The organism is Citrobacter sp. Cpo221 (genome assembly GCF_030332345.1).
Taxonomy (GTDB): domain Bacteria; phylum Pseudomonadota; class Gammaproteobacteria; order Enterobacterales; family Enterobacteriaceae; genus Citrobacter; species Citrobacter portucalensis.
On sequence record NZ_JAOWIA010000029.1, the window covers coordinates 192,230 to 218,348 of the forward strand.

The 26,119-nt window shown below is 54.1% G+C and carries 28 protein-coding genes; 13 read left to right on the forward strand and 15 right to left on the reverse strand.

What is annotated here, in order from left to right; all coding sequences use genetic code 11:
* Positions 1-226: 226 nt before the first annotated feature.
* On the forward strand, positions 227-637 hold the full coding sequence (gene cueR / locus OGY72_RS02105) for a Cu(I)-responsive transcriptional regulator (RefSeq protein ID WP_008783984.1): 411 nt from the start codon (positions 227-229) through the stop codon (positions 635-637).
* Here the strand turns inward: cueR and OGY72_RS02110 are convergent.
* The 4 genes from OGY72_RS02110 to OGY72_RS02125 are packed head-to-tail and all read right to left on the reverse strand — an operon-like array spanning position 634 to position 4,856.
* Positions 634-1,350, reverse strand: coding sequence for a DUF3142 domain-containing protein (locus OGY72_RS02110; RefSeq protein ID WP_126318970.1), 717 nt, complete (start codon positions 1,348-1,350; stop codon positions 634-636). The two genes, cueR and OGY72_RS02110, sit on opposite strands and share 4 nt — an antisense overlap.
* Complete coding sequence (locus OGY72_RS02115; RefSeq protein WP_286546511.1) at positions 1,320-3,464, reverse strand: PA5441 family protein; 2,145 nt, start codon at positions 3,462-3,464, stop codon at positions 1,320-1,322. The genes OGY72_RS02110 and OGY72_RS02115 overlap by 31 nt, the downstream gene beginning before the upstream one ends.
* Positions 3,465-3,483: 19 nt before the next feature.
* Positions 3,484-3,942 (reverse strand): NfeD family protein, encoded by a 459-nt coding sequence (locus OGY72_RS02120; RefSeq protein WP_286546513.1) that lies wholly within the window; start codon positions 3,940-3,942, stop codon positions 3,484-3,486.
* A complete protein-coding gene (locus OGY72_RS02125; RefSeq protein WP_003831073.1) occupies positions 3,939-4,856 on the reverse strand; it encodes an SPFH domain-containing protein in 918 nt (305 codons plus the stop codon). Before OGY72_RS02125 ends, OGY72_RS02120 begins: the two co-directional genes overlap by 4 nt.
* 134 nt (positions 4,857-4,990) lie before the next feature.
* Between OGY72_RS02125 and fetA the strand changes: the two genes are divergently transcribed.
* Positions 4,991-5,668: an iron efflux ABC transporter ATP-binding subunit FetA gene (gene fetA / locus OGY72_RS02130; RefSeq protein ID WP_286546516.1), complete on the forward strand. Its 678-nt coding sequence runs from the start codon at positions 4,991-4,993 to the stop codon at positions 5,666-5,668.
* On the forward strand, positions 5,655-6,434 hold the full coding sequence (fetB, locus tag OGY72_RS02135; RefSeq protein ID WP_003831075.1) for an iron efflux ABC transporter permease subunit FetB: 780 nt from the start codon (positions 5,655-5,657) through the stop codon (positions 6,432-6,434). Before fetA ends, fetB begins: the two co-directional genes overlap by 14 nt.
* 80 nt (positions 6,435-6,514) lie before the next feature.
* On the opposite strand, the gene OGY72_RS02140 is transcribed toward fetB, so the two are convergent.
* The 3 genes from OGY72_RS02140 to tesA are packed head-to-tail and all read right to left on the reverse strand — an operon-like array spanning position 6,515 to position 8,850.
* A complete protein-coding gene (locus OGY72_RS02140; protein WP_286546519.1) occupies positions 6,515-7,369 on the reverse strand; it encodes a co-chaperone YbbN in 855 nt (284 codons plus the stop codon).
* A 58-nt stretch (positions 7,370-7,427) separates the two neighbouring features.
* A complete protein-coding gene (locus OGY72_RS02145; RefSeq protein ID WP_286546521.1) occupies positions 7,428-8,198 on the reverse strand; it encodes an SDR family oxidoreductase in 771 nt (256 codons plus the stop codon).
* A 28-nt stretch (positions 8,199-8,226) separates the two neighbouring features.
* Entirely contained in the window at positions 8,227-8,850 is a 624-nt protein-coding gene (gene tesA / locus OGY72_RS02150; RefSeq protein WP_032932667.1) for a multifunctional acyl-CoA thioesterase I/protease I/lysophospholipase L1, read from the reverse strand.
* Between tesA and ybbA the strand changes: the two genes are divergently transcribed.
* The 6 genes from ybbA (at position 8,821) to OGY72_RS02180 (ending at position 16,062) form a co-directional block, all read left to right on the forward strand.
* Positions 8,821-9,507 carry a putative ABC transporter ATP-binding protein YbbA gene (gene ybbA / locus OGY72_RS02155; protein ID WP_286546523.1) on the forward strand — a complete coding sequence of 229 codons (687 nt, stop codon included), beginning with the start codon at positions 8,821-8,823 and terminating at the stop codon, positions 9,505-9,507. The genes tesA and ybbA overlap by 30 nt on opposite strands.
* Positions 9,504-11,918, forward strand: coding sequence for a putative ABC transporter permease subunit YbbP (gene ybbP / locus OGY72_RS02160; protein WP_286546525.1), 2,415 nt, complete (start codon positions 9,504-9,506; stop codon positions 11,916-11,918). The genes ybbA and ybbP overlap by 4 nt, the downstream gene beginning before the upstream one ends.
* 187 nt (positions 11,919-12,105) lie before the next feature.
* On the forward strand, positions 12,106-13,239 hold the full coding sequence (locus tag OGY72_RS02165) for a porin (RefSeq protein ID WP_079938334.1): 1,134 nt from the start codon (positions 12,106-12,108) through the stop codon (positions 13,237-13,239).
* 260 nt (positions 13,240-13,499) lie between these two features.
* A complete protein-coding gene (locus OGY72_RS02170; protein ID WP_286546527.1) occupies positions 13,500-14,330 on the forward strand; it encodes a MetQ/NlpA family ABC transporter substrate-binding protein in 831 nt (276 codons plus the stop codon).
* Between the two features lie 63 nt (positions 14,331-14,393).
* Entirely contained in the window at positions 14,394-15,410 is a 1,017-nt protein-coding gene (sfbB, locus tag OGY72_RS02175; RefSeq protein WP_200920705.1) for a virulence-associated ABC transporter ATP-binding protein SfbB, read from the forward strand.
* Positions 15,403-16,062 (forward strand): methionine ABC transporter permease, encoded by a 660-nt coding sequence (locus OGY72_RS02180; RefSeq protein WP_003831085.1) that lies wholly within the window; start codon positions 15,403-15,405, stop codon positions 16,060-16,062. Before sfbB ends, OGY72_RS02180 begins: the two co-directional genes overlap by 8 nt.
* Here the strand turns inward: OGY72_RS02180 and mnmH are convergent, their stop codons facing one another.
* From mnmH to ppiB, 5 genes are all read right to left on the reverse strand, one after another.
* The gene (mnmH, locus tag OGY72_RS02185) at positions 16,063-17,148 is read right to left on the reverse strand and encodes a tRNA 2-selenouridine(34) synthase MnmH (RefSeq protein ID WP_148362315.1); all 1,086 of its coding nucleotides are present in this window, start codon (positions 17,146-17,148) and stop codon (positions 16,063-16,065) included.
* Between the two features lie 96 nt (positions 17,149-17,244).
* Positions 17,245-18,312: a 5-(carboxyamino)imidazole ribonucleotide synthase gene (purK, locus tag OGY72_RS02190; RefSeq protein ID WP_008783999.1), complete on the reverse strand. Its 1,068-nt coding sequence runs from the start codon at positions 18,310-18,312 to the stop codon at positions 17,245-17,247.
* On the reverse strand, positions 18,309-18,818 hold the full coding sequence (gene purE / locus OGY72_RS02195; RefSeq protein ID WP_043001520.1) for a 5-(carboxyamino)imidazole ribonucleotide mutase: 510 nt from the start codon (positions 18,816-18,818) through the stop codon (positions 18,309-18,311). The genes purK and purE overlap by 4 nt, the downstream gene beginning before the upstream one ends.
* 236 nt (positions 18,819-19,054) lie before the next feature.
* Entirely contained in the window at positions 19,055-19,777 is a 723-nt protein-coding gene (lpxH, locus tag OGY72_RS02200; protein ID WP_286546536.1) for a UDP-2,3-diacylglucosamine diphosphatase, read from the reverse strand.
* 2 nt (positions 19,778-19,779) lie between these two features.
* Positions 19,780-20,274, reverse strand: coding sequence for a peptidylprolyl isomerase B (gene ppiB, locus OGY72_RS02205; RefSeq protein ID WP_003021875.1), 495 nt, complete (start codon positions 20,272-20,274; stop codon positions 19,780-19,782).
* Between the two features lie 173 nt (positions 20,275-20,447).
* Between ppiB and cysS the strand changes: the two genes are divergently transcribed.
* Complete coding sequence (gene cysS, locus OGY72_RS02210; RefSeq protein WP_286546538.1) at positions 20,448-21,833, forward strand: cysteine--tRNA ligase; 1,386 nt, start codon at positions 20,448-20,450, stop codon at positions 21,831-21,833.
* A 77-nt stretch (positions 21,834-21,910) separates the two neighbouring features.
* Here cysS and OGY72_RS02215 read toward each other — a convergent pair whose 3' ends face one another.
* From OGY72_RS02215 to folD, 3 genes are all read right to left on the reverse strand, one after another.
* On the reverse strand, positions 21,911-22,435 hold the full coding sequence (locus OGY72_RS02215; protein ID WP_003831110.1) for a metal-dependent hydrolase: 525 nt from the start codon (positions 22,433-22,435) through the stop codon (positions 21,911-21,913).
* 125 nt (positions 22,436-22,560) lie between these two features.
* Positions 22,561-22,773 (reverse strand): ribosome-associated protein YbcJ, encoded by a 213-nt coding sequence (ybcJ, locus tag OGY72_RS02220; protein WP_003831111.1) that lies wholly within the window; start codon positions 22,771-22,773, stop codon positions 22,561-22,563.
* A 1-nt stretch (position 22,774) separates the two neighbouring features.
* Positions 22,775-23,641 carry a bifunctional methylenetetrahydrofolate dehydrogenase/methenyltetrahydrofolate cyclohydrolase FolD gene (gene folD / locus OGY72_RS02225; RefSeq protein WP_003831112.1) on the reverse strand — a complete coding sequence of 289 codons (867 nt, stop codon included), beginning with the start codon at positions 23,639-23,641 and terminating at the stop codon, positions 22,775-22,777.
* A gap of 575 nt (positions 23,642-24,216) precedes the next feature.
* Here folD and fimA point away from each other — a divergent pair.
* From fimA to fimC, 3 genes are all read left to right on the forward strand, one after another.
* Positions 24,217-24,771: a type 1 fimbrial major subunit FimA gene (gene fimA / locus OGY72_RS02230; RefSeq protein WP_126318952.1), complete on the forward strand. Its 555-nt coding sequence runs from the start codon at positions 24,217-24,219 to the stop codon at positions 24,769-24,771.
* A gap of 77 nt (positions 24,772-24,848) precedes the next feature.
* Entirely contained in the window at positions 24,849-25,382 is a 534-nt protein-coding gene (gene fimI / locus OGY72_RS02235; protein WP_032942585.1) for a type 1 fimbrial protein subunit FimI, read from the forward strand.
* A gap of 41 nt (positions 25,383-25,423) precedes the next feature.
* Positions 25,424-26,116 (forward strand): type 1 fimbria chaperone FimC, encoded by a 693-nt coding sequence (fimC, locus tag OGY72_RS02240; RefSeq protein WP_279275086.1) that lies wholly within the window; start codon positions 25,424-25,426, stop codon positions 26,114-26,116.
* The last annotated feature ends 3 nt before the right edge of the window (positions 26,117-26,119 follow it).

Below are 26,119 nucleotides of genomic sequence, written 5' to 3' on the forward strand. Positions count from 1 at the left end.
CCCTTTGTTCAATATGAAAGATGTATAACCAATATATCTTTTGATTTGAGTCAATTTTGTACGGTCAATAAAAACTGAAATGTGATCTGTATCGGATATAACAATGTGAATAGAAAGGATTTATTCATCTCTTTGTTGACTTAAAATGTGCAGATTTCTCGGGTAAATGATTACGGCAATCTGGGCTATAATGTGGCTCAGCACCAACAAGCACCGCGGGGGAAATGTGAATATTAGCGACGTTGCGAAAAAAACCGGTTTAACCAGCAAAGCCATTCGCTTTTATGAAGAGAAAGGACTGGTGACGCCGCCGCTGCGTAGTGACAATGGCTATCGCACTTACAACCAACAGCATCTGAATGAACTGACGTTGCTGCGTCAGGCGCGGCAGGTTGGGTTTAACCTGGAAGAGTGCGGCGAGCTGGTAAACCTGTTTAACGATCCGGCGCGTCATAGCGCGGATGTGAAAAAGCGCACCCTGGAAAAGGTGGCGGATATTGAGCGGCATATCAGTGAGCTGCAGGCCATGCGCTTGCATTTACTGGCGCTGGCGGACAGTTGCCCGGGTGATGACAGCGCTGAATGTCCGATTATGGATAATCTCTCCGGCTGCTGCCATCACAAAGCGAAGGCTTAACGGCGAGAGGGATTAAGCATAAACACCACCGTGCCGCGGTACCACGGGGATTTCTCAAGCTGCGCTTCAGCCAGTGGATCCCGGTTACCGTTTTGCACCAGTCCCAGCTTAAATGGAATGCGCAGGCGGCTCAGCGCGGGCAGATACGCCTGATAATTCGTCACCGTGTGACGCCCCTGATAGCTTTGCACCACCAGTTCATCGACCGCCAACGCGTTCAGCGTAGCGACGTCGCCCGTTTTTGCCCAATCCAGTAGTCCGGTTACGCCTAGCGCAAACTCGGCCGGGAGCTGTTGGCGCAGTTGCTGCAGAAAGCGGGCGTAGTCGGTCAGTTGATGGGTCGCTGCGTCAAAATCAACCTGCAGGCCGACGACGTGATTCCCGGCGGTCTGCCAGCGCTGCATCAACCGTATGATACGCGCCGGGATCTCTTCCGGTACGTCGAGGGTGGTAAAGCGTACGGTCAGCCAGATTGAGGGAAAAGACAGACGACTGACCGGCAGTCCGAGGCGCTGGAACACCACGTTACCGGAACGAACCAGTACCTCGCCCTGGTGCAGATAAACCGTTTGCGCGTCTTTCAGCTCGTCACTGGCCTTCACCCCAGACCACAGCCAGAAGGCCGAATGTTCACGGGCGGCGACGATATCCGCCGCCTGTGCCTGACCTATCAGCAGCGCGGTTACCAGTAATATTTGAGTTTTTGCGCCCACGGACTTCCCGGATACTGCGTTTTCAGTTGGGTGAACCAGCCCTTACGCAGCAGTTTATCCACGTCTTCACCGCCGCATTCGTTAGCGCCTGATGGCGCATAGCACATGATGGCGCGATACAGCGCGAAGCTCTTATCTTCGACTTCCGCGGTGGGTGAGGTGATTACCTGCTGATAGTAGCTTTGCCTGTCGAACTGGCCGAAAGGTTTCTTGCGCGAGATAGCTGATTCAAGCACGTCGTTGCCAGCGCTGTTTTTCCACAGATCAACATGTGTTTGCGTGGTGCGGAAGAATTCGCCAAGGCAGTTCAGCGCGTGAGCATCATCCGCTTTTTTGCTCAATACCGTTACCGTTTCATTGAGGCTGCGGCACGTATAGCCCGCCTGCGCCGTGTCGCCATTCCAGTCGAATATGCTCAGGTTAACGTCAGCAAACGCTTCGCCAATGACCGGAGGCGTAATCGCGCTGGCCAGTTTTCTGTCATTCAGCCAATCGCCAAAACGATTCTCTGTAAGATCTCGCACCAGCAGCGTATGCAACGCAATGGTACGCTCTTCGTTATTCGGGCCATGAACGGCCTGCTGGCGCAGCAGTTCTGGTGTGGCCTGTGTTTTCAGTACCTGCGAACGAAAGCGCAGGTTGGTCACCGCGCTATTCGGTGCGAAAACCGCAGCCACGTCGCCGCTATATACCAGCGTGGCGGCAAGCTTAGCCTGCACATATTGCTGCTGTTCGTTATCCTGGCTGAGTTTTAACAACTGCTGCCAGAAATCGCGCGCCTCGGCCCATTTCTTCTGGCCCATCAACGCTTCGCCGTACAGCACCTGTTCGCTGAAGGCGAGGGTATCGTGAGCGGCAAGTTTCTGCGCTGGCGTAACTGCCTGAATAATTGCCGCGTAGTTGCCCGTTGCCAGCCACAGATTGAGTTGCAGATCGCGCCATAGCGGCAGTTTTTGGCTCTGTTCAAACACCGGTTTGCTGGCGTCGAGCTGTGCCTGCGTCAGCGTGGGTTTGTTATTGTTATCCAGGCGCAGCGCGCGTAGCAGTTCGATATAGCTGACTCGCGGCGCGTTGGGGAAGGCTTCAACGACGGACTGGTCGTAGAACGCCATGCCATAGACATTATCGTATTCGATGACATTTTCGCGCAGTTGCTGTGCGTCAACCGACTGCTGAAGCGTCTGTTCATACAACCCGGCTAACTGCGGCCACGCCTGTAAATACCAGTTGATGCGACGCAACATACCGCGTGAAGAGTCAGCGTAGAGTCCTTGAGGAAAACGCTGCAAATAGGCCTGCGCCAGCGTCTGAGCCTGAGTAGCATCCTCGCGGTTAATTTTCGCAATATCAAAATCGCCGTACTCGCCCACGCTGTTCTGACTGCTCTTGTTCAACGCCGTGCGCATCAGCATGTATTGCGCGGTCTCTGCCAGCCACGGACGATCGCTTTTGGCAAGCTGAGCGAAATCCCGTTCGGCACTGGCATAATCACCGGCATAGAAACTGGCGGCTGCTGCCAGATAGCTTTTATAGGGCAGAGCAGGAGAATCTGCCGGGAAGGTAGCAAGAGCAGACTCAATTTGCTCGCGGGTTGCTCCGGAAAGCAGTCCTGTACGCGCCTGGGCTAAGGCCTGACGCTGTTCCGCCGTTAACGTGGAATCGGCCAACAGCGCGGCAAAAAACGCGCTGACGCTCTCGGTGTTATTCGAAACATGGCGGTTCTCAAGCTCAGCGTCGTTGATGTTTATTTCGTCGGCGCTAATGTACAGCTCGGCCATCTGTTGGGAGAGAGGGCTGTCTGCGGCGGATGCCGGAGCAGCGGCTGGCTGCGGGGCAGCCTCATCCCACTGCGGGTGATAGGCAAAATAGAAATCACGGGAGCGGGTGATGTCTGCGGGCATTGATTGCACCGGCAGAGCAAATGATTTTTCCTGGCTCAGCAGCCGCATCAGGTTGTCACGGCTGTCGTTTTCAGGGTTAAAGGTCGGCGTTCCCTTGAGTAGACAGCTGTCGTCGCTCCATTTGCAGTCTTCCATATCGAACGAAGCGAATGCCTGCGGGGCGGCGGTCAGCAATATGCAAAGGGCAAAGGCAAGGGGTGTCTTCCTGACCATAGTCTTATTTCCTGTCTCTTTAGTGTGATACCGCTTTTATAATCAGTGTGATTCCCTCAACGGCAATGACTTCAACCTGCGTTCCGGCGCTCAAATCGTCACGGGCGCTAACGGGCCAGGAACTGTCGCCGACGCGCATATGTCCGCGACCATTGACCAGGGTGGTTTCCAGAATAAATCGACGGCCAACCAGCTGTTGTCCGCGCTGGTTAAGATGGCTGTCGGCTGGCTTTTGCTCCTGAACGCGCCTTGACAGCCACTTCCACCACAGCCAGGCCGCCAGCAGGGTGAGGGCGGCAAACATCGCCCCCTGCCACGCCCAGTCTAGCGGAACGAGCCAGACGACAAGACCGGTAATCACCGCAGCCACGCCGCTCCACAGCAGATAGCCGTTGCCGCCCAGCATCTCGGCGGCGAGTAGCAAACCGCCGAGGCTGAGCCAGAAGATGTGCGGGTGCACCAGAATCATCGCTATCATGATTTTTTCCGCTCGCTGGCGCTGTCCTTAACCAGTTCGGCGATCCCGGCAATGGAGCCCATCAGGCTACTGGCATCCAGCGGCATCATCACCACTTTGCTGTTATTCGACGAACCGATATGCTGCAGCGCTTCGGTGTATTTCTGCGCCACGAAGTAGTTCACGGCCTGAATATCCCCGGCGGCAATGGCCTCAGACACCATCTGCGTGGCGCGGGCTTCTGCTTCTGCGGAACGTTCACGCGCTTCAGCCTGTAAAAATGCGGACTGACGTTCACCTTCCGCAATGAGGATTTTCGATTGCTTCTCACCTTCGGCCTTAACGATTTCTGCCTGACGGATCCCTTCGGCTTCAAGAATGTAGGCGCGCTTGGTACGTTCGGCTTTCATTTGCGCGTTCATGGCGTCGATAAGTTCTGCAGGAGGACGCACGTCGCGGATCTCAATACGGGTGATTTTTATTCCCCAGGGATTGGTGGCCTCATCAACGATATGCAGCAGGCGCGTGTTGATGTTGTCGCGCTGGGAGAGCATTTCATCGAGCTCCATCGAGCCGAGAACAGTACGAATGTTGGTCATGGTCAGGTTGATGATCGCCAGTTCCAGGTTGCTGACTTCATACGCGGCTTTCGGCGCGTCGATCACCTGAATAAAGCACACAGCATCAATCGAGACGTTGGCGTTATCTTTGGAGATGACTTCCTGAGAGGGGATATCAAGCACCTGTTCCATCATATTGATCTTACGACCAATGCGGTCCATGAACGGTACAACAAGGCTTAAACCCGGTTGTAGGGTTTTGGTGTAACGGCCAAAACGCTCTACCGTCCACTGATATCCCTGCGGGACGATTTTGACGCCTGCGCCGACGATCACCAGCGCGACAAAAATAAGAATAGGAATAAAAATGAGCATTGATGAAACCTCCTGTTGTGCTGTCCTTTACTGCCTCATTAGTCAAATTATACCCGATTTATCAAGGTGAGCTCCCCTATAATAAATTACAGAGATACACTGTCAGCACGAAAGAGGTAAAAAAGGGATTGGTAATGGAAGAAAGCAGCATTCTGCTTCAGTTAAAAAATGTCGCGTGGCAGGCAGGGGCGACGCAGGTTCTTAATAACATCTGTTTTGATCTCCGCGCCGGAGAATTTAAGCTGATTACCGGCCAATCCGGCTGTGGTAAAAGTACGTTAATCAAGATTGTGGCGTCGTTAATAAGTCCGACTGGTGGTGAGATTCTCTTTGAGGGCAAAGAGATAAATACCCTCAAGCCGGAAACGTATCGCCAGCAGGTCTCTTATTGCGCGCAAACGCCCGCTTTGTTTGGCGACACCGTTTACGACAATCTCATTTTCCCCTGGCAAATCCGCAACAAAAGTCCGGATCCGGATGTGTTTCTGACCGATCTGGCCCGCTTTGAGTTACCCGAGACGATCCTCAAAAAAAACATCAATGAGCTGTCCGGCGGCGAAAAGCAGCGCGTCTCGTTAATTCGTAATTTGCAGTTTCTGCCGAAAATTCTGCTGCTTGATGAAATCACCAGCGCGCTGGATGAAGCCAACAAGCGTAATGTGAACGAATTAATTCACCACTATGTTCGCGATAAGAATATTGCTGTGCTGTGGGTGACGCATGACAAAGATGAAATTGAACATGCGGATAACGTCATAACCCTTCAACCGCACGCCGGTGAAATGCAGGAAGTAAGCAATGAACGAGCATAATATTACCAATGAATCCCTGGCGTTAGCGATGATGCTGGTGGTGGTCGCGATACTGATCAGCAACAAAGAAAAGCTGGCGCTGGAAAAAGATATTCTCTGGAGCGTTTGCCGGGCAGTGGTTCAGCTTATTATCGTGGGCTACGTGCTGAAATATATTTTCGGCGTCAACCATAGCATTCTGACCTTATTGATGGTGCTGTTTATCTGCTTTAACGCGGCCTATAACGCGCAAAAACGCAGTAAATATATTGATAAAGCTTTTCTCTCGTCGTTTATTGCTATTACGGTGGGAGCGGGGCTAACGCTTTCGGTGCTGGTTCTTTCAGGCTCTATCGAGTTCACGCCGATGCAGGTCATCCCGATCTCCGGCATGATTGCAGGTAATGCGATGGTGGCCGTGGGGCTGTGTTACAACAATTTGGGGCAGCGGTTTAACAGCGAGCAGCAGCAAATTCAGGAAAAACTCAGCCTCGGCGCAACGCCGAAGGTGGCTTCTGCACCGCTTATTCGCGACAGCATTCGCGCCTCGCTTATCCCGACGATTGATTCAGCGAAGACCGTGGGGCTGGTGAGTTTACCGGGGATGATGTCAGGATTGATCTTTGCAGGTATTGACCCGGTAAAAGCGATTAAGTATCAGATTATGGTGACGTTTATGCTGCTATCAACCGCCAGCCTGTCAACCATTATCGCCTGCTACTTAACCTATCGAAAATTCTATAATTCGCGCCACCAATTAGTGGTAACGCATTTGAAGAAGACGTGATGTGATGCCGGAGGGATCGGTATTTGTCGAATTTACAGGCCCGATAAGCGCGCAGGCGCTATCGGGCAAAATCAAATGGATTAGTACAGCAGCGCGTACAGCTGGCGGCGGTACTTCGAGGCCAGCGCATCGCCCGTACCCAGTGCGGCAAGGATCTCCTGGAAGGTCTTACGTGCCTGACCATCGGCAGCCGTAAGATCTTTCTTCAGGTGGCTGAACAGTAATTCCAGTGATTCTTCGTTACGTCCAACCTGGTGTAACTGAATAGCCAACTGCGTTGCCAGTGCCGCATCCTGCGGATTGTTGGCGACCTGCTGCTGCAACTGTTGGATTTCCGGCGTATCAGCTGCCTGTTTCAGCAGTTCAATCTGCGCGATCAGCCCCTGATAGCGGGTGTCCTGATCCTGCAACGGAATGGTTGTCAGTACCGCTTCGGCTTCATCCGAACGATTGAGGGCGATTTGTGTTTCTGCCAGCAGCAGACCAATTTCGCTGCTCTGGTTGGAGATCTGCCAGGCTTCTTTCAGCAACGGCAGTGCATCCGCGTGATTACCGGCTTCGATGAATTCGATAGCCTGGCGTGCTTTCAGCTCTTCTTCGCTCGGCAGCACTTTCTCCAGCAGCGCGCGAATAACCTCTTCCGGCTGCGGGCCCTGGAATCCATCTACCGGCTGGCCGTTCTGGAACAGATAAACCGTAGGGATCGCGCGCAGACCAAACTGGGAGGCGATCATCTGCTCGGCATCGCAGTCCAGCTTAGCGAGAATAAACTGACCGTTATACTGGGCGGCAAGGCTCTCCAGTACCGGCGTTAATTGCAGACAATGCTGGCTGCGCTCAGACCAAAAATAGAACAGGACCGGCGTGGTCATCGACTGTTCGAGGGTCTGCTGTAGGTTCGATTCGTTAATGTTAACAATATTCTGTGTGGACATGGAGTTACTCTCTTTTGTCGATTTCTTGTTACATGGGGGCTGACGCGCGAGCTTCAACTCAACCCTGTAAAATTTTGTCCATTATGCGGCCTGGTAACAGGCGTTTAAGCAGCATCACTGCCCAGGTCACCAGCGTAACCGGATAACGTAGCTTTGGTTTATCGCTCTCAAACGCATGACGCACTTTGGCGACAACCGCTTCTGGTCCCAGCGTAAAACGCGCGGCAATGCCGGGATTTTCAACGGGAGCATCGCTCTGGGTCTGGTTGACGTTTTCGGTAAAGCGGGTACGGATGGGGCCGGGTTCAATCAGGCTGACCTTAATCCCGCTATGGCGCAGTTCCATACGCAGTGCGTCGGACCAGGCTTCCAGTGCATATTTGCTGGCGGCATAGGCACCGCGTCCCGGCGTTGAGATCAATCCCATCACCGATGAGGTCATCACAATGCGCCCTTCGCCGTGGGGTAACATGGCAGGTAACAGGCGCATAGTAAGCTGATGTGCGCCAAAAAAGTTGGCGGAAAACTGCTGTTCCATCTGTTCACGGCTGATGGTGAGCAGTGGACCATAGACACCGTATCCGGCGTTGTTAAAGATCCCATATAAACGATTATCGGTCAGGGCGATCACTTCATCGGCGGCACGATCCACGCTTTCGGGTGAATCCAGATCCAGCAACACGCCAGTGAATCCCATGCTGTTCATACGCGCGACATCGTCAGGTTTGCGACAGCCTGCCAGAATTTGAAAACCTTGGCGCTTTAGCTCAAGCGCGCTTTCCAGACCGATTCCGCTGGAACATCCTGTTATTAAGACCGATTTTTGCATAACTTTACCTGTCAGGATCTCCGTTAAATTACGAGTCGTGATTTACTAGTGGAGTGAGGTGTTGCGCCATCCAGTCGGCGATAAACGGCTGGGCGTCACGGTTAGGATGAATACCATCATCCTGCATCCACTGGGGTTTCAGATAAACCTCTTCCATGAAAAATGGCAGCAGAGGAATATCAAACTCTTTGGCGAGCTTTGGATAAATCGCGCTAAAGGTTTCATTATAACGGCGACCGTAGTTTGCCGGCAGACGAATTTGCATCAGCAGTGGTTCGGCATTTGCCGCTTTCACGTCCTGCAAAATTGTTCGCAGGGTTTGTTCGGTTTGCGCAGGCGCAAAGCCGCGCAGGCCGTCGTTGCCGCCAAGTTCGACCAGCACCCAGCGCGGCTGGTGCTGCTTGAGCAATGCAGGCAGACGGGCCAGACCTTGCTGCGAGGTGTCGCCGCTAATGCTGGCATTCACCACCGGCGTTTTGGTTTGCCATTTATCATTAAGTAGCGCAGGCCACGCGGCGCTGGCGGACATACGGTATCCGGCGCTCAGGCTGTCACCCAGAATTAATAACGTGTCCGCAGCGGCGGCGCGGAAAGTTAACAGGACCAGGAACAGGAAAGGCCAATGCCAGCGGAAAACATTGTTGAAGTTCATCATCTTAAGAAATCCGTCGGTCAGGGTGATCATGAGCTATCCATCCTTACCGGAGTTGAACTGGTTGTCAAACGCGCCGAGACCATTGCGTTGCTTGGCGAGTCGGGATCGGGGAAATCCACGCTGCTGGCGATCCTTGCCGGGCTGGACGATGGCACCAGCGGTGAAGTCAGCCTGGTGGGGCAGGCGCTGCACACCATGGACGAAGAAGCCCGGGCGCAGCTGCGGGCGCGGCACGTGGGTTTTGTCTTCCAGTCATTCATGTTAATTCCGACCCTCAACGCGCTGGAAAACGTCGAACTGCCCGCGCTATTGCGCGGCGAAAACAGCGGAAAAAGTCGTGACGGGGCAAAAACGCTGCTGGAGCAACTGGGGTTGGGAAAACGTCTTGATCATCTTCCGGCTCAGCTTTCCGGCGGGGAGCAGCAGCGCGTGGCGTTGGCGCGGGCCTTTAACGGTCGCCCTGACGTGCTGTTTGCCGATGAACCAACGGGCAATCTGGACCGCCAGACCGGAGACAAAATCGCCGACCTGCTGTTTTCTCTGAACCGGGAACACGGTACCACCCTGATTCTGGTGACCCATGACCCGCAGCTGGCGGCGCGTTGCGATCGGCGTTTACGCCTGGTGAACGGACAGTTGCAGGAGGAGGCATGATTGCACGCTGGTTCTGGCGCGAATGGCGCTCGCCTTCATTACTGATTGTCTGGCTGGCGCTGAGCCTGGCGGTGGCTTGCGTACTGGCGCTGGGCAATATCAGCGATCGTATGGAAAAAGGGCTGAGCCAGCAAAGCCGTGAGTTTATGGCGGGCGATCGGTCGCTACAAAGTTCGCGTACCGTGCCGAAAGCGTGGATTGACGAGGCGCGACAGCGTGGCCTGAAGGTGGGAGAACAGCTCACCTTTGCCACCATGACTTTTGCCCGCGATACGCCGCAACTGGCGAACGTCAAAGCGGTGGATGATGTGTATCCAATGTACGGCACGTTGCAGACCAATCCGCCGGGGCTGAAACCTCAGCCTGGCTCGGTGCTGCTGGCTCCGCGACTGATGGCGCTGCTCAACTTAAAAGTCGGTGATTCCATCGACGTTGGCGATGCCACGCTGCACATTGCCGGGGAGGTGGTGCAGGAACCGGACTCTGGTTTTAATCCGTTCCAGATAGCACCGCGCCTGATGATGAACATGGCTGATGTCGAAAAAACGGCGGCGGTCCAGCCGGGAAGCCGCGTGACCTGGCGCTATAAATTTGGCGGCACGCCGTCGCAACTGGAAGCCTATGAAAAGTGGCTGCTACCGCAGTTAAAGCCTGAACAGCGCTGGTATGGGCTGGAGCAGGATGAAGGGGCGCTGGGGAAATCACTGGAGCGTTCGCAACAGTTCCTGCTGCTGTCGGCGCTGTTAACGCTGTTGCTGGCGGTCGCCGCGGTTGCCGTGGCGATGAGCCATTATTGCCGCAGTCGTTACGATCTGGTGGCTATTCTGAAAACCCTCGGCGCGGGCAGGGCGCAACTGCGCAGGCTGATTGTTGGTCAATGGCTGATGGTGCTGGCGCTGTCTGGCGTGACCGGCGGACTGTTCGGGCTGTTATTTGAGCGCGTGCTGGTGCTGCTGCTCAAGCCGGTTCTGCCCGGCGAACTGCCGCCTGCCAGCCCCTGGCCGTGGCTATGGGCATTAGGCACCATGACGGTGATTTCGCTCTTGGTGGGGTTACGTCCTTATCGCCTGCTGCTGGCAACGCAGCCGCTGCGGGTGCTGCGCCGTGACGTGGTGGCAAACGTCTGGCCGCTGAAGTTTTATTTGCCGGTGGTAGTGATAGTCGTGACTGCACTGCTTGCTGGACTGATGGGCGGAAGTCCGCTGCTGTGGGCGGTACTGGCTGGCGCGGTGGTACTGGCGCTGTTGTGCGGGGTGCTCGGCTGGATGCTGCTCAACGTACTGCGTGGTCTGACGCTCTCCTCACTGCCGCTGCGTTTGGCGGTCAGTCGACTGTTACGCCAGCCGTGGTCAACGCTCAGCCAGCTATCGGCATTTTCGCTTTCCTTTATGCTGCTGGCGTTGTTACTGGTGCTGCGCGGCGATTTGCTCGACCGCTGGCAGCAGCAAATGCCGCCGGAAAGTCCGAACTATTTTCTGATCAACATTGCCACCGAGCAGGTGGTTCCGCTGAAGGCTTTCCTGTCTGAGCATCAGGTGCTCCCGGAATCGTTCTATCCGATTGTGCGGGCGCGTCTGACGGCGATCAATGAGAAGCCGACCGAAGGCAATCAGGATGAGGCGCTGAACCGCGAGCTTAATCTTACCTGGCAGGATACCCGACCGGATCATAACCCGATAACCGCCGGAAGCTGGCCGCCAAAAGCGGGCGAAGTGTCGATGGAAGAGGGGTTAGCGAAACGGCTGAACGTCAAACTCGGCGATCGAGTGACCTTTATGGGCGACACCCAGGATTTCAGCGCCACGGTCAGCAGTCTGCGCAAAGTGGACTGGGAAAGCCTGCGGCCCAACTTCTTCTTTATCTTCCCCTCCGGCGCGCTGGATGCTCAGCCGCAAAGCTGGTTAACCAGCTTTCGCTGGGAGAACAGCAACGGCATGCTAACGCAGCTTAACCGCGAATTCCCGACCATCAGCCTGCTGGATATTGGCGCCATCCTCAAACAGGTGAGCCAGGTGCTGGAGCAGGTGAGTCGGGCGCTGGAGGTGATGGTGGTACTGGTCACCGCCTGCGGTATGTTGCTGCTACTGGCGCAGGTTCAGGTCGGTATGCGTCAGCGTCATCAGGAACTGGTGGTCTGGCGCACGCTGGGTGCGGGTAAGAAGCTGCTGCGTACCACGCTGTGGTGCGAGTTCGCCATGCTCGGGATGGTTGCCGGACTGGTGGCAGCCATCGGCGCAGAAACGGCGCTGGCGGTACTGCAAACCAGAGTGTTTGATTTCCCGTGGGAACCAGACTGGCGACTGTGGGTAGTATTACCATTTAGTGGAGCATTGCTGCTCTCTTTATGCGGCGGATGGCTCGGTTCACGTCTGCTAAAAGGCAAAGCGCTGTTCCGTCAGTTCAGTAGTTAATTCATATTAGTGATGATTACGCACCGGTTTTTTAAATCGGTGCGTTTTTTTATCTATGCAGCACAAATTGATAACTCGTTGATATTTAACAGCACAGAACAATAAAAACCCGACAACACGAGTGTATTAATAAACGTTAATATTTGTACGCTGAATAATTGGCAGGCTATCTATCAAGGTACAAATAATGACTATAAAAAAAACGGCGCTGGCGGTATCGATCGGCGCAGCAGTGGCATTAACGACTTTCGCCTCCCAGGCGGAAATCACGGTCCTGAAACAAGATCCGCAGGCGGGCAACCCGCTGAGTCGTCTTAACTTCACCGTCGGCGGGAGTATTCGTCCGCAGTTCCAGAATATGACCGGTGACGATGGTAAGAATGGCTACAAACGTAATGGCTTCGATGGCGGTACACGTTTCCGCTTCGCCGCTGACTACTATCTGTTTGATGATATCAGTTGGGTGAGCTACTACGAGTTGGGCGTTAACTTCCCGGCGATGTTCAACTGGGATAACCACTACGCTGACGGTGCCAACGATACCACGCGTCGTATGTTGTACACCGGTCTGAAGAGTGCAACCTGGGGTACGCTGACCTTCGGTCAACAGAACAGCATTTACTATGATGTAGTCGGTGCGAAAACCGATATCTGGGACTACGACATGATCGGTCAGGCACCGGGTAACGGTATCAATGGCGACTATGACGGTTCCTATCGTACACGTAAGTCACTGAAGTATAAAAATACGGTAGGCGATGTTGATCTCTACGCCTCCTACCTGTTTAGCGATGATTACAACCCGAACAACGGTCTGCGCTACAAACGTAAAGGCGGCGGCTCGCTGGGTGTGGATTATCACATCACCGATGATCTGACCTGGGGTACGGCGTGGAACTACACCCGCGCGGAAATGCGTGGCAACACCAGCAAAACCTACGATCAAAACATCGTCGGTACTGCGCTGAGCTGGAAACCGGACAACTGGACCTTCTCGCTGGGCGGCGGTTGGTATCAAAACTTCATGACCACCAAAAAAGTGTCTGTTAACGACTACTTTGCCGGTGACGCCTGGGGTCTGGAATACTTCGCGGGTTACACCTTCCCGGTGGGTCAGTATGCGCTGAAATCCGTTCAGCCTTACTTTATGGGCGACCGTATTGAGTACGTGAATGGCCGTAACTACCTGCGTACCGACAACGGCGTGGGGATCAGCTTCCAGCTGGATTACGGTTTCCGTGTTGACTACGAACACGTCTTTACCTCCAGCACCGACAATCTGGGTGACATGAACCTGGTTCGTCTGCGTTACGATTTCTAATCGACGCCTGCCGCCCGATACGCTTGCGCTTATCGGGCCTAAGAGAGCTGTTGTAGGCCGGATTAGGCACTTGTGCCGACATCCGGCTTTTTCATGCCTTCTTTCATTTAAAAACATACTCTGCAACATCATGAAATAATTTCAAGGACAGCAGGTTGTGATCTGTGTCATGTTAACAATCAGCCTGTTAACGGGCCAACAAGAACAACGCCGCAAGAACGGCGTGAGATATGACACCACAACGTTAAAATGGAGAGAATATGGGATTGCGTCAGAGTTTACGCGTCGCGACCGGGGCGCTGTTACTGGCCTGTGGATTACAGTTTGCTCATGCGAACAGTGATCCGCACACCATCGTGTTTGGCGTCGCGCCTGGGCCGTACGGCGATATGGTGAAACAGGCCATTGCCCCTACGCTGAAAGAGAAAGGCTATAAGGTCGTAGTGCGCGAATTCAGCGACTACGTGCAACCGAACATGGCGCTCTCCAACGGTAGCATTGATGCTAACCTGTTCCAGCATTCGCTCTATTTTGACAAATTCACCGCAGATAAAGGCCTGAAGCTGAGCAAGCTGATTGTGGTCCCGACGGCAGGGATGGGGTTTTACTCACATAAAATCAAAAGCCTGGATGAGTTGAAAAAAGGAGATGTGATCACGCTCTCCAACGATCCCACCAACCTGGCTCGCGGTCTGCGTTTCCTGCAGTCTATTGGCCTTATCACCATCAAAGACAATATTGATCCAACTAAAGCCTCCGAGCGCGATATCGCCAGCAATCCGAAAGGGCTGGTGTTTAAACCGCTGGAAGCGGCACAGCTGCCGCGTACGCTGGACGGTGTGACCGGTGCGCTGGTCAACGGCAACTTTGCCGTAGCGGCAAAACTGGATCTCGCCAGCGCCATCAAGCAGGAACACCTGGACGAAAATCTAAAAAATATCATCGCGGTACGCACTGAAGATGCGGATAAACCGTTCGCCAAAGATATTGTTGAGGCGGTGAAATCTCCGGCGTATCGCGCGGTGATCGACGATCCGCAAAATATCTACAGCGCCTTCCAGAAACCGGAATGGATGTCGGCAGCCCAATAATCGCTGCGCACAAGGGTTAACAGGGGCAGCGACGACTGCCCTTTTCGCATTTCTGAGGTGGCTATGATTGAGATAGAGAAAGTTTGCGTGGATTTTAGCGCAGGCCGTGGACCATCAACCCGGGCGGTTGATGACGTCAGCTTGCGCATCGGCGCAGGTGAGATATTTGGCATTGTCGGGACCAGCGGCGCGGGGAAAAGTACGCTGCTGCGTACCCTGAACGCCTTAACGCGTCCGAGCCAGGGAAGCGTGAAGGTGAACGGCGTAGAAATTTCTGCGCTTGAAGGGGGGCATCTACGTAAAGCCCGTCAGCGTATCGGGATGATTTTTCAACATTTTAACCTGATGCATACCCGTACCGTGGCGCAAAACGTCGCCTTTAGCCTGAAGGCTGCCGGATGGGAGCGCAGTAAAATTGGCCCGCGCGTGAGAGAAATCCTGGCGCTGGTGGGGCTGTCAGACAAGGCGAACCGCTTTCCGGTTCAGCTAAGCGGTGGGCAAAAGCAGCGTGTGGGTATTGCCCGCGCGATTGCCAATCACCCGGATGTGCTGTTGTGTGATGAACCTACCTCGGCGTTGGATCTGGAAACCTCAGCCACGATTCTGGCGTTGCTTAAGCAGATCAACCAACAGTTGGGGATCACGATCGTGCTGATCACTCACGAGATGAACGTGATCAAATCGATTTGCGATCGCGTGGCGGTGATGTCCGGCGGCAAGGTGGTGGAATCCGGTGAGGTGTTTGACGTTTTTGCTCACCCGCAGCATGCGTTCACACAGCAGCTGGTGTCACATACCCTCAATTTGACGCTGCCCGAGCGTCTGCGCCAGCATCTGCCTGGCCAGTTGCTAAAAATTCTGTTCATCGGCGATTCGGCGGAACAGCCGGTGTTGTCAGAAGTGGCGGTTAAATTTGGCGTGGCGGTGAACATTCTGCACGGCAAAATTGAGTATATCGGTGAACGTGCGCTGGGGATTCTGGTGGTGCAACTGACCGCGCCGCATAACCCTTCTGCGGTGGATGTCGCCGTGGAACATATTCGTCAACGTACTGCACAGGTGGAGGTGATTCGTGGATGATTTATTGCCGGATTTGACGCTGGCGTTTAATGAAACTTTCCAGATGCTGAGCATCTCTACGGTGCTGGCAATTATTGGCGGACTGCCGCTCGGTTTTCTTATTTTCGTCACCGATCGGCATTTATTCTGGCAAAACCGTTTTGTGTATCTGCTCAGCTCCGTGCTGGTGAATATCATTCGTTCGGTGCCGTTTGTGATCCTGCTGGTTCTGCTGTTGCCGCTAACCCAGTTTTTGCTCGGGAATACCATTGGCCCGATTGCGGCATCGGTCCCACTCTCGGTGGCGGCAATCGCTTTCTATGCCCGTCTGGTTGATAGTGCGCTACGTGAAGTCGATAAAGGCATTATTGAAGCGGCGGAAGCGTTTGGGGCCAGCCCGATGCGCATCATCTGCACCGTTCTGTTGCCGGAGGCGAGCGCGGGTCTGCTGCGTGGGTTGACGATTACGCTGGTGAGTCTGATCGGTTACTCCGCTATGGCCGGGATCGTTGGCGGCGGTGGAGTCGGCGACCTGGCGATTCGCTTTGGTTATTACCGCTACGAAACCCAGGTCATGATTGTCACCGTGGTGGCGCTGATTATTCTGGTGCAGGTCGTTCAGGTGCTGGGTGACTGGCTGGCAAAACGCGCAGATAAGCGCGACAGACACTGATCACTGTGCGTTAAGCCACTCGGCAACGTCCTGCCATGTGCCGCGAAAAACGATTTTCGCGGCTTTCTTTTCCAGCTGATAACGATACATCGGGTCGTAATACTCGTTGAGCAACGGCACCAGCCAGCCCATATGGGCGTCGGTGCTGCCCGTCGCCTGCTGTTCGCGCAGAGCGACGTCGAGCAGGGTGGTCAGCTCGGCAAAACGTTGTAAACCCAGACGGCGGCGGATAGCAAACAGGCCGTGGTGCAGGTACTCGCTGTACTCCTGCCAGCCCTGGCTCTCGCCATAAGCGTGGGTAAAATCGTGGTGCATCTTCACGAAATACTCTTCGCGCAGTCGCTCCAGACGACGCTCAAAAGGATCGTTCACCACCGCAATTGATGCCTGGGTCATGCGCTCGCGCAGGCATTCGGGCAGATGATTAGCCCCGATCATGCGGCCTTCATCTTCCAGTACCCACAGACGTAAATCCTGACGGCTATCGGTTTTGAGCATTTCAACCGCCAGCAGGTTTTCAAAACTCGCCTGACTCAATTGAGGTTCAACGGTGCGACCAAACGAGGAGCCGCGATGGTGCGCCAGACCTTCGAGATCCACACCGTTTGGCTGCTGTTGCACCAGTTGGGTTTTGCCGTTCCCGGTACAGCCGCCAATTAAGACGATCGGCTTTTGCACTAATTCTTCAGTCAGCTGTATCACTGCCTGGCGCAGGGCTTTGTAACCGCCTTTAATCAGCGGATAGTCAATGCCGGACTCGTGCAGCCACTGCTGCACAATATGCGAACGCTGACCGCCACGCGCGCAGCATAAATAGCCCGCAGGATTTTGACGACAGGCATCCAGCCAGGCATGCATGCGCTGTTGGCGGGTTTCACCCGAGACCAGTTGATGGCCGAGCGCGAGGGCGGCTTCGGGTCCCTGACGTTTATAACAGGTCCCAACGGCGGCACGTTCGTCATCGTTCATCAAGGGAAGGTTGATTGCGCCCGGCATTGCGCCCTGCTGAAATTCCACGGGGGCGCGTACATCGATTAAAGGCGTACCGGCGAGCAAAATTGCGCGGTAGTCCGTTCCATCGTTCATGTTTGATCCTGAAAATACAAAACAGCAATGGAGGGGATTTTACGCGCCAGAGGAGGGGCCGGGGAAGGATAAAATCAACTCCCCGGCATTATTGGCTTATTTCAGCTTTGACTGCGCCCAGATAATACCGCTGGCATATTCCGGCGGCAGCAGGGGGATAAGCGCTTCCAGCGTCGCGCTAAGGCGTGCGGTATCGCTGTCGCTCAGGTTCAGGTGACCCACCTTACGCCCTTCACGCACCTCTTTGTCATACCAGTGCAGATGCACCAGCGGCAGCTTCAGCCAGTCGTAGTTCAGGTCGCTACCAATCAGGTTTACCATCACCGAAGGATGGTTCACCACCGGCGTTGGTAACGGCAGGTTGGTAATGGCGCGCAGGTGCAGCTCAAACTGGCTGATGCTGGCGCCGTTTTGCGTCCAGTGCCCGCTGTTGTGCACGCGCGGAGCCAGTTCGTTAATCAGCAGACCTTCCGGGGTGATGAAACACTCCATCGCCATCACGCCGACATAGCCCAGCTCCTGCATGATGGCAGAGAGCATTGCTTCAGCCTGTTCCTGCTGTCTGGCGTTAGCCTGTGGGAATACCACGCTGGTGCGCAGAATGCCATCCTGATGGAGGTTATGGGTCAGCGGATAGAAAACGGTGCTGCCGTCGTGCGCACGAGCGCCAACCAGGGAGACTTCACCGGAGAAGTTGATTCCCCGCTCGACGATGCACTCGCCATAGCAGTCGTCCGGCAGTTGCTCGGTTTCATTTGCGCGCAAGCGCCACTGTCCACGTCCGTCGTAGCCGCCGACGCGACGTTTCACGATCGCCAGCTCGCCAAGTTTGTCGAATACAGCAGACCATTCGCTTTTATCTGCCAGCAGCTGCCACGGCGCGGTCGCCAGACCGAGCTTGTCAAAAAGCTGCTTTTGCGTCAGACGGTCGGCAATAATCGGGAAGACGTCGCGGTTAACAAACGCCGGGTGGCGTGCCAGTTCGCGGGTGAGTGCCGTTTCCGGCCAACGCTCAATCTCAGCGGTGATCACGCTTTGCTGAAAAGGGACCGCAGCCGGTTCAGCGTCCAGCCCGACGGGCCAGACCGCAATGCCCAGCGGCTCACCGGCCTGACGCAGCATGCGCCCTAGCTGTCCGTTGCCGAGTACGCAGACCTGCTTCATGCGGCACCTCGCGGGTCCGGGTTCTCCAGCACCTCATCAGTTTGCGCTTTGCGCCAGTCGTTCAGACGCTGGTGTAAGGCTTTGTCGTGTGTTGCCAGAATTTGTGCTGCCAGCAGGGCCGCATTTGCCGCACCCGCTTTGCCGATCGCCAGCGTGCCGACCGGAATACCGCGCGGCATTTGAACGATAGAGTAGAGGCTATCTACGCCGCTCAGCGCTGCGCTTTGCACCGGAACACCGAGGACAGGCACCAGCGTTTTCGCCGCAATCATGCCAGGCAAATGCGCTGCGCCACCGGCCCCGGCAATAATCACCTGATAACCGTTCTCTTCAGCGCTTTCGGCGAAGCTAAACAGTTTGTCTGGGGTGCGGTGGGCGGAGACGACTTCAACATGATGCGGAACGTCCAGGATTTCGAAGATTTCGGCGGCGAACTGCATGGTAGCCCAGTCGCTTTTGGACCCCATCACGATGGCGACACGCGCCGGATTATTGCGGGAAGACATGCGTCTGAAAACTCCTGTGGTGCACTACACTCGACTTTTGAGGCCACAGAGAATAGCATAATTCACCGCCAAGGAAAACGATTGCGCTTTGCACTTCACTCTTCAAGCGGCCTCTTTGTTGGCTGCATCTGCTCACCCCAGTCACTTACTTTTGTAAGCTCCAGGGGACTCACAGATTTGCCGCCTCGATGCAACTCGAATAGTTTTGTGTAAAGAGGAACTGGGTATCTGCAGAATTAAAATGGAAATGCGATCAGTTCAACGTCGTCAGGGGTGACTTTGATCATCGAACCTTCGGTGTGCCATGCGCCTAAAACCACGCGGAAAGCGGGTTGCTCATTGGCCGTAAGCTCGTGGACGGCAGGGCGGTGGGTATGGCCGTGAATTAACCACTGAACCTGATGTTTTTCCATCTCGCTAATCACGGCCTGCTGATTCACATCCATGATTTCCAGCGATTTGGTGTCGTTGGCTGCTTTGCTGTTGGCACGCATTTTCGCAGCGATTCGCTGGCGAACGAACAGCGGCAGAGCGAGGAACAGCTTCTGTAACCAGGGTTGATGCACTTTGGCGCGAAATGCCTGATAGCCTGTGTCGTCGGTGCACAAGGTGTCGCCATGCATGATCAGCACCTTGCGGCCATACAGGTCGAGCACTTTTTCTTCGGGAAGCAAGGTCATGCCGCTCGCACGGGCAAAACGTTTACCGAGCAGAAAATCACGGTTGCCGTGAATAAAAAAGCAGGGAACGCCGGAATCAGTCAGTGATTTTATCGCCGCGGCCATTTCACGATGCAGCGGATTAGGATCGTCGTCGCCAATCCAGGCTTCAAACAGGTCGCCAAGAATGTATAGCGCATCGGCCTTTCGCGCATCACCGGCTAAAAAACGCAGAAAACCGGCGGTGATCGCCGGTTCTTCTGTGCAGAGGTGAAGATCTGCAATAAACAGTGTCGCCACGATTACTCGCTGACGGTCACGTTTTCGATGATAACGTCTTCTTTTGGCACATCCTGATGCATACCGCTGCGACCAGTGGAAACGCCTTTGATTTTATCAACCACGTCCATGCCTTCAACAACTTCAGCGAACACGCAGTAACCCCAACCTTGCATGCTTTCGCCGGAGAAGTTCAGGAAGTCGTTGTCTGCAACGTTGATGAAGAACTGTGCGGTTGCGGAGTGCGGAGCCTGAGTACGCGCCATCGCCAGCGTACCACGGGTGTTTTTCAGACCGTTGTTCGCTTCGTTTTTGATCGCTTCTTTCGTGGCTTTTTGCTTCATGCCTGGCTCGAAACCGCCGCCCTGGATCATGAAACCGTTAATAACACGGTGGAAAATGGTGTTGTTGTAAAAACCTTCGCGGCAGTAGTCCAGGAAGTTTTTAACTGTTTCAGGCGCTTTATCATCAAACGTTTTGATTACGATATCGCCGTGATTAGTGTGGAAAGTAACCATTTTTGCATCCTGTTCCGATAGATTGGTGCTTCGACCCCGTCAAGGGTCAGAGTTAGGGGTGTGTTATAGCATAACCGCAAGCTGCGATCACCTCGCAAAGTGTGCTGCTTCCGGTCTAAATTATGGGTATTATACAGACTTTACTATCCACACACGTCTACACGGAATCTTCGATGTTAAAAATCTTTAATACACTGACGCGCCAAAAAGAGGAATTCAAACCTATTCATGCCGGGGAAGTCGGCATGTACGTGTGTGGTATTACCGTTTACGATCTCTGTCATATTGGCCACGGACGTACCTTCGTTTCTTTCGACGTCGTCGCGCGCTATCTGCGCTTCCTCGGCTATAAGCTGAAGTATGTGCGCAACATTACCGATATTGATGACAAAATCATCAAGCGCGCGAATGAAAACGGCGAAAGCTTTGTGGCGTTGGTCGACAGAATGATCGCGGAAATGCACAGCGATTTCGATGCGCTGAATATTCTGCGCCCGGATCTGGAGCCGCGTGCTACGCACCATATTGCTGAAATTATCGAAATCACTGAACAGCTGATTGCCAAAGGTCACGCTTACGTTGCTGATAACGGCGACGTGATGTTCGACGTGCCGACTGACCCGAACTACGGCCAGCTGTCGCGCCAGGATCTGGATCAGCTGCAGGCAGGCGCGCGCGTTGACGTGGTAGATGTGAAGCGCAACCCGATGGACTTCGTGCTGTGGAAAATGTCCAAAGAAGGCGAGCCGAGCTGGCCGTCTCCGTGGGGCGCAGGCCGTCCGGGCTGGCACATCGAATGTTCGGCGATGAATTGCAAGCAGTTGGGTAACCATTTTGATATTCACGGCGGCGGTTCGGACCTGATGTTCCCGCACCATGAAAACGAAATCGCTCAGTCCACCTGTGCGCATGACGGTGAGTACGTTAATTACTGGATGCACTCAGGGATGGTGATGGTTGACCGCGAGAAAATGTCCAAATCGCTGGGCAACTTCTTTACCGTTCGCGATGTGCTGAAATACTACGACGCCGAAACCATTCGCTACTTCCTGATGTCTGGGCATTACCGTAGCCAGTTAAACTACAGCGAAGAGAACCTCAAGCAGGCGCGTTCTGCGCTGGAGCGTCTGTATACCGCGCTGCGTGGCACCGACAAATCCGTTGCGCCAGCCGGTGGCGAAGCCTTTGAAGCGCGCTTTATTGAAGCGATGGACGACGACTTCAACACCCCGGAAGCCTACTCCGTGCTGTTTGATATGGCGCGTGAGGTTAACCGTCTGAAGGGTGAAGATATGGCGGCGGCTAACGGCATGGCTGCGCATCTGCGTAAGCTGTCCAGCGTACTGGGTCTGTTGGAACAGGATCCAGAAGCGTTCCTGCAAAGCGGTGCGCAGGCGGATGACGGTGAAGTTGCTGAAATTGAAGCGTTAATCCAACAGCGTCTGGATGCACGTAAGGCGAAAAACTGGGCGGCTGCTGACGCCGCGCGTGACCGTCTCAACGAGATGGGCATCGTGCTGGAAGACGGCCCGCAGGGTACCACCTGGCGTCGTAAGTAACTCTGTAATGCCCGGTGGCGCTTACGCTTACCGGGCCGTGTAGGCCGGATAAGACGCATCGCGTCGCATCCGGCAGATTAATGTTTCCGATACCACCACAGCACACCCATCATTACGATTCCCGGCAGCCATACCCACATCAACTCCGACATGATCACCTGGTGCCCGTACGGCGTGGCGTAGCGTGATAACGCAAACGGGGCGACTTTAATCACCTGCCATGGCGCGAAGAAGCGTTCATCCGACCACGGCCACAGCCAGCCGACGCCTTTGCCGCCGGTGGTGACAGAATCCAGCAGACTGTGGGACAGCAGTGAAACTGTCAGGAATAGCCAGCAGCGAATCAATCCCGCCTTAAACCATCGTCGGCCAATCAAGACGCAGAGCAGCGGTACCACGAAGGCGAACAGCAGTGAGTGGGTAAATCCCCGGTGGCCAAACACATTGCCGTAGGCGACGCCGAACTTAAATGACAACACGTCGGCATCTGGCAGCATGGCCAGAACGACGCCAGCAAACAGTAATCGTGGGGGGATGACTTTAAGTCCGAGACCTAAGCCTAAACAGAGCGGAACGGCCGCGTGGGTAACGATAGTGGGCATGATGATCGCTTCGTGTTGAAAAACAACATGCTATCAGTTCACTGTGAAGTGGGGATGAAGTCATTATCTGAAAACGAGAGGGGGAAGTGGCCGGATACGGTGTTAACCTCATCCGGCACTTAGGGTCACGCCACGACGTTAATGCTGTGGCCTTCAAAGCTGACGGTCTGTCCGGCAACGATTTTGCAGCGTTTACGCGTTTCAACAACGCCATCGACCTTCACTAACCCTTCGCCAATAGCAATTTTTGCCTGGGCGCCGCTTTCGCTCCAGCCTTCCAGCTTCAGCAAATCGCAGAGTTCAACATGTGGGTGTTTACCCAGTGAAAATGTGGCCATCTTAAACGTCCTTTACATCATGATATTCAACACACGCCTGCAGCGTGTTTTCGATAAGTGTGGCGACCGTCATTGGGCCTACGCCGCCGGGGACCGGCGTGATATATGACGCTCGTGCGGCCGCATCGTCAAAGACCACATCGCCAACAACCTTACCATTCTCCAGACGGTTGATGCCGACATCAATCACAATCGCACCTTCTTTGATCCACTCACCAGGAATAAAGCCCGGTTTACCGACGGCAACAATCAGCAGGTCAGCATTTTCTACGTGGCGGCGCAGATCTTTGGTGAATCGGTGGGTGACGGTGGTGGTGCAGCCAGCCAGCAGTAGCTCCATACTCATTGGGCGACCGACAATATTCGAGGCGCCAATGACCACGGCATTCAGACCGTAGGTATCGATGTTGTAACGCTCAAGCAGGGTAACAATACCGCGCGGAGTACATGGGCGCAGGCGCGGCGCGCGCTGGCACAGACGACCGACGTTATACGGGTGGAAACCGTCAACGTCTTTATCTGGTGCAATACGTTCCAGCACTTTCACGTTGTCGATACCCGCCGGCAACGGCAGCTGTACCAGGATACCGTCGATGGTGGTATCTGCATTGAGCGTATCGATCAGCTCAAGAAGCTCCGCCTCGCTGGTGGTTTCAGGCAGGTCATAGGAGCGGGAGACAAACCCCACTTCGTCACAGGCTTTGCGTTTACTCGCAACATAAATCTGCGAAGCCGGGTTGCTACCTACCAGCACAACAGCCAGGCCTGGGGCGCGTAATCCAGCCGCTAAACGCGCCTGAACTTTTTGAGCAACCTCAGAGCGCACCTGCTGCGCAATCGTTTTACCGTCAATAATCTTTGCTGCCATCAGAGAGAGAATTCCGTCTGTTACGTTAAACCGAAGGGGATGCCACTATTTTGTCAGAAGCGGGGCGTGCTGTCAGTTTTCGTTTGCGTTTTTACGTGCGATAGGGATCACCGCGGTCCGCGAACGGGGTCAGTTCAGAGGCTGAAGTCCCCCGAATAATTAATGAGCATGCGAATTAAAATTAACGTGAATGAAACAATTCATCACCCTGGTGTTTTCAGGGGTAATGCGCCATAAACCAGTCTGTTACGTACCTTTATGGAAGGATTTAAGTAATATTCACCCAGATTTTTCTTAGGTCACAATAAGAATTGGCCAGGGTCAATAAAAGGATTTGCAGGTATTTTTCATTAATTGAAATGTTTAATTTAACCCTGTGACGAATAGTCATATTCGCGAAGATTAATTAGTGAATCAAATACTCAGGAGAGTTGGGGTAAAAGGTTAGCTAATTCTCTTGCGATATATATCTTTACAGGATGCAGAGATAATTAGCCTGACATTTAATGTCGATAATGATTCAAACGGATCCCGCAGGACGCCGGAGCCGGATGTGTGTAATTCAAGGGAAATCCATGAAACGTAAATTAATGACCTCTTCTGTTATTGCCAGCCTGATGTTAGTTGCAGGTGCAGCGGTTGCAGCCGATCCGGTAAGCGTTAGCGGCGGTACTGTGCATTTTGAAGGTGAACTGGTCAATGCAGCCTGTGCAGTCAGTACTCAGTCATCCGATCAGGTTGTCACCTTAGGCCAGTATCGTACCGCCAGTTTTACCGCAGTTGGCGATACAACGGCGCAAATTCCGTTCTCAATCGTGCTGAACGACTGTGACCCGAAAGTTGCCGCAACCGCAGCCGTGGCTTTCTCTGGTCAATCCGACATCACCAACAACAACCTGCTGGCCGTCACTTCTGCAGACAACGGTACCACTGCCAGCGGTGTCGGGATTGAAATTCTGGACAATACGTCCACCGCGCTGAAGCCGGATGGAGCCACCTTCTCTACCGCTCAGGCGCTGGTAGAAGGGACCAACACCCTGCGTTTCGCTGCGCGTTACAAAGCCACAGCCACCAGCGCTACGCCGGGTCAGGCAAATGCCGACGCAACGTTCATCATGAAGTACGAATAAGCCGTTTTGATTTGTGCAAGGATGCAGTACGCCTCACTGGATGAGGCAATTTCCGGGGATGATGAAGGATGCGGCAGATGATAGGGAAAGGCGTAGCGCTGGCGGGAATGCTGTGCGTACTGCCTGTGTTTGCACATACGGTAATACTGGAAAGTGGCCGCCTTCACTTACGGGGGCAGCTCGTCAATGGTGCCTGTACGGTCGCTACCGACAGCCAAAATTTGCGGGTGCAAATGGGGCAGTATCGCACCAATGCTTTCTCCGGGACGGGAAGCTTTGCCTCTACCAGCGTGCCGTTTTCACTGCGCTTAACGTCATGCAGCTCCGATGTTTATGACCATGTTGGGATTGCGTTTGCAGGTGTGACGCCAGCGGAAGATCCGCAGGTTTTTCTTGCCAGTGGCGATGCGTCTGCGGCTTCAGGGATCGGTCTGGCGTTATTTGATGAGCGCCAACGGCAAATTATTCCGAATGCGCTGCCGCTTCATTATGCGCCGATTATAACGCAAGAGATGACGTTTCATTTCACTGCTCGTTATCGGGCTGTCTCGGAAAATATAACGCCGGGAACGCTTCGTTCAGACGTGTGGTTTACGTTGGTTTATCCCTGATTTATTTCCCAACGATAATCACACCAAAGGTATTTTTAGCTATGTTTAATTATCTAAAATCAGGTTTTATCCTTTTACTGGTCTTATTTCCTGTTGCCAGTGTTCAGGCTGCCGGAGGGATTGCATTAGGCGCTACCCGCGTTATTTATCCAGCGGATGCCAAACAAACATCCCTGTCTATTAGCAATAGTGATACCAAAGAACGTTACCTGGTAAATTCATGGATCGAGAATAGCGCAGGCGTTAAAGAAAAATCGTTTGTGGTTACGCCTCCGTTGTTTGTCAGCGAGCCCAAAAGCGAAAACACGCTGCGTATCATCTATGCAGGTGTTCCGCTGCCTAAAGATCGTGAGTCGCTGTTCTGGATGAACGTGAAAGCCATTCCGTCAGTCAATAAAAACAGCCTCGAGGGTAAAAACGTTCTGCAACTGGCGATTCTGTCCCGCATCAAGCTTTTTGTCCGTCCGAATAATCTGCCGCAAATTCCGGAAGATGCGCCTGGGATGCTGAAATTCTCCCGTACCGGCAACCACCTGAAAATCAACAATCCGTCAGCGTATTACGTCACCCTGGTCAATCTCAACGTGGGGAAAACGAAGGTTGATAACGTGATGGTCGCGCCGAAAAGTGATGCGCAGGTCCTGCTACCAACGGGCGTTCAGGGCAACGTCACGTTCCAGACGGTCAATGATTATGGCGCTGTGACTCCGGCCCAAACGGTTAGCGTGCGTTGAGAT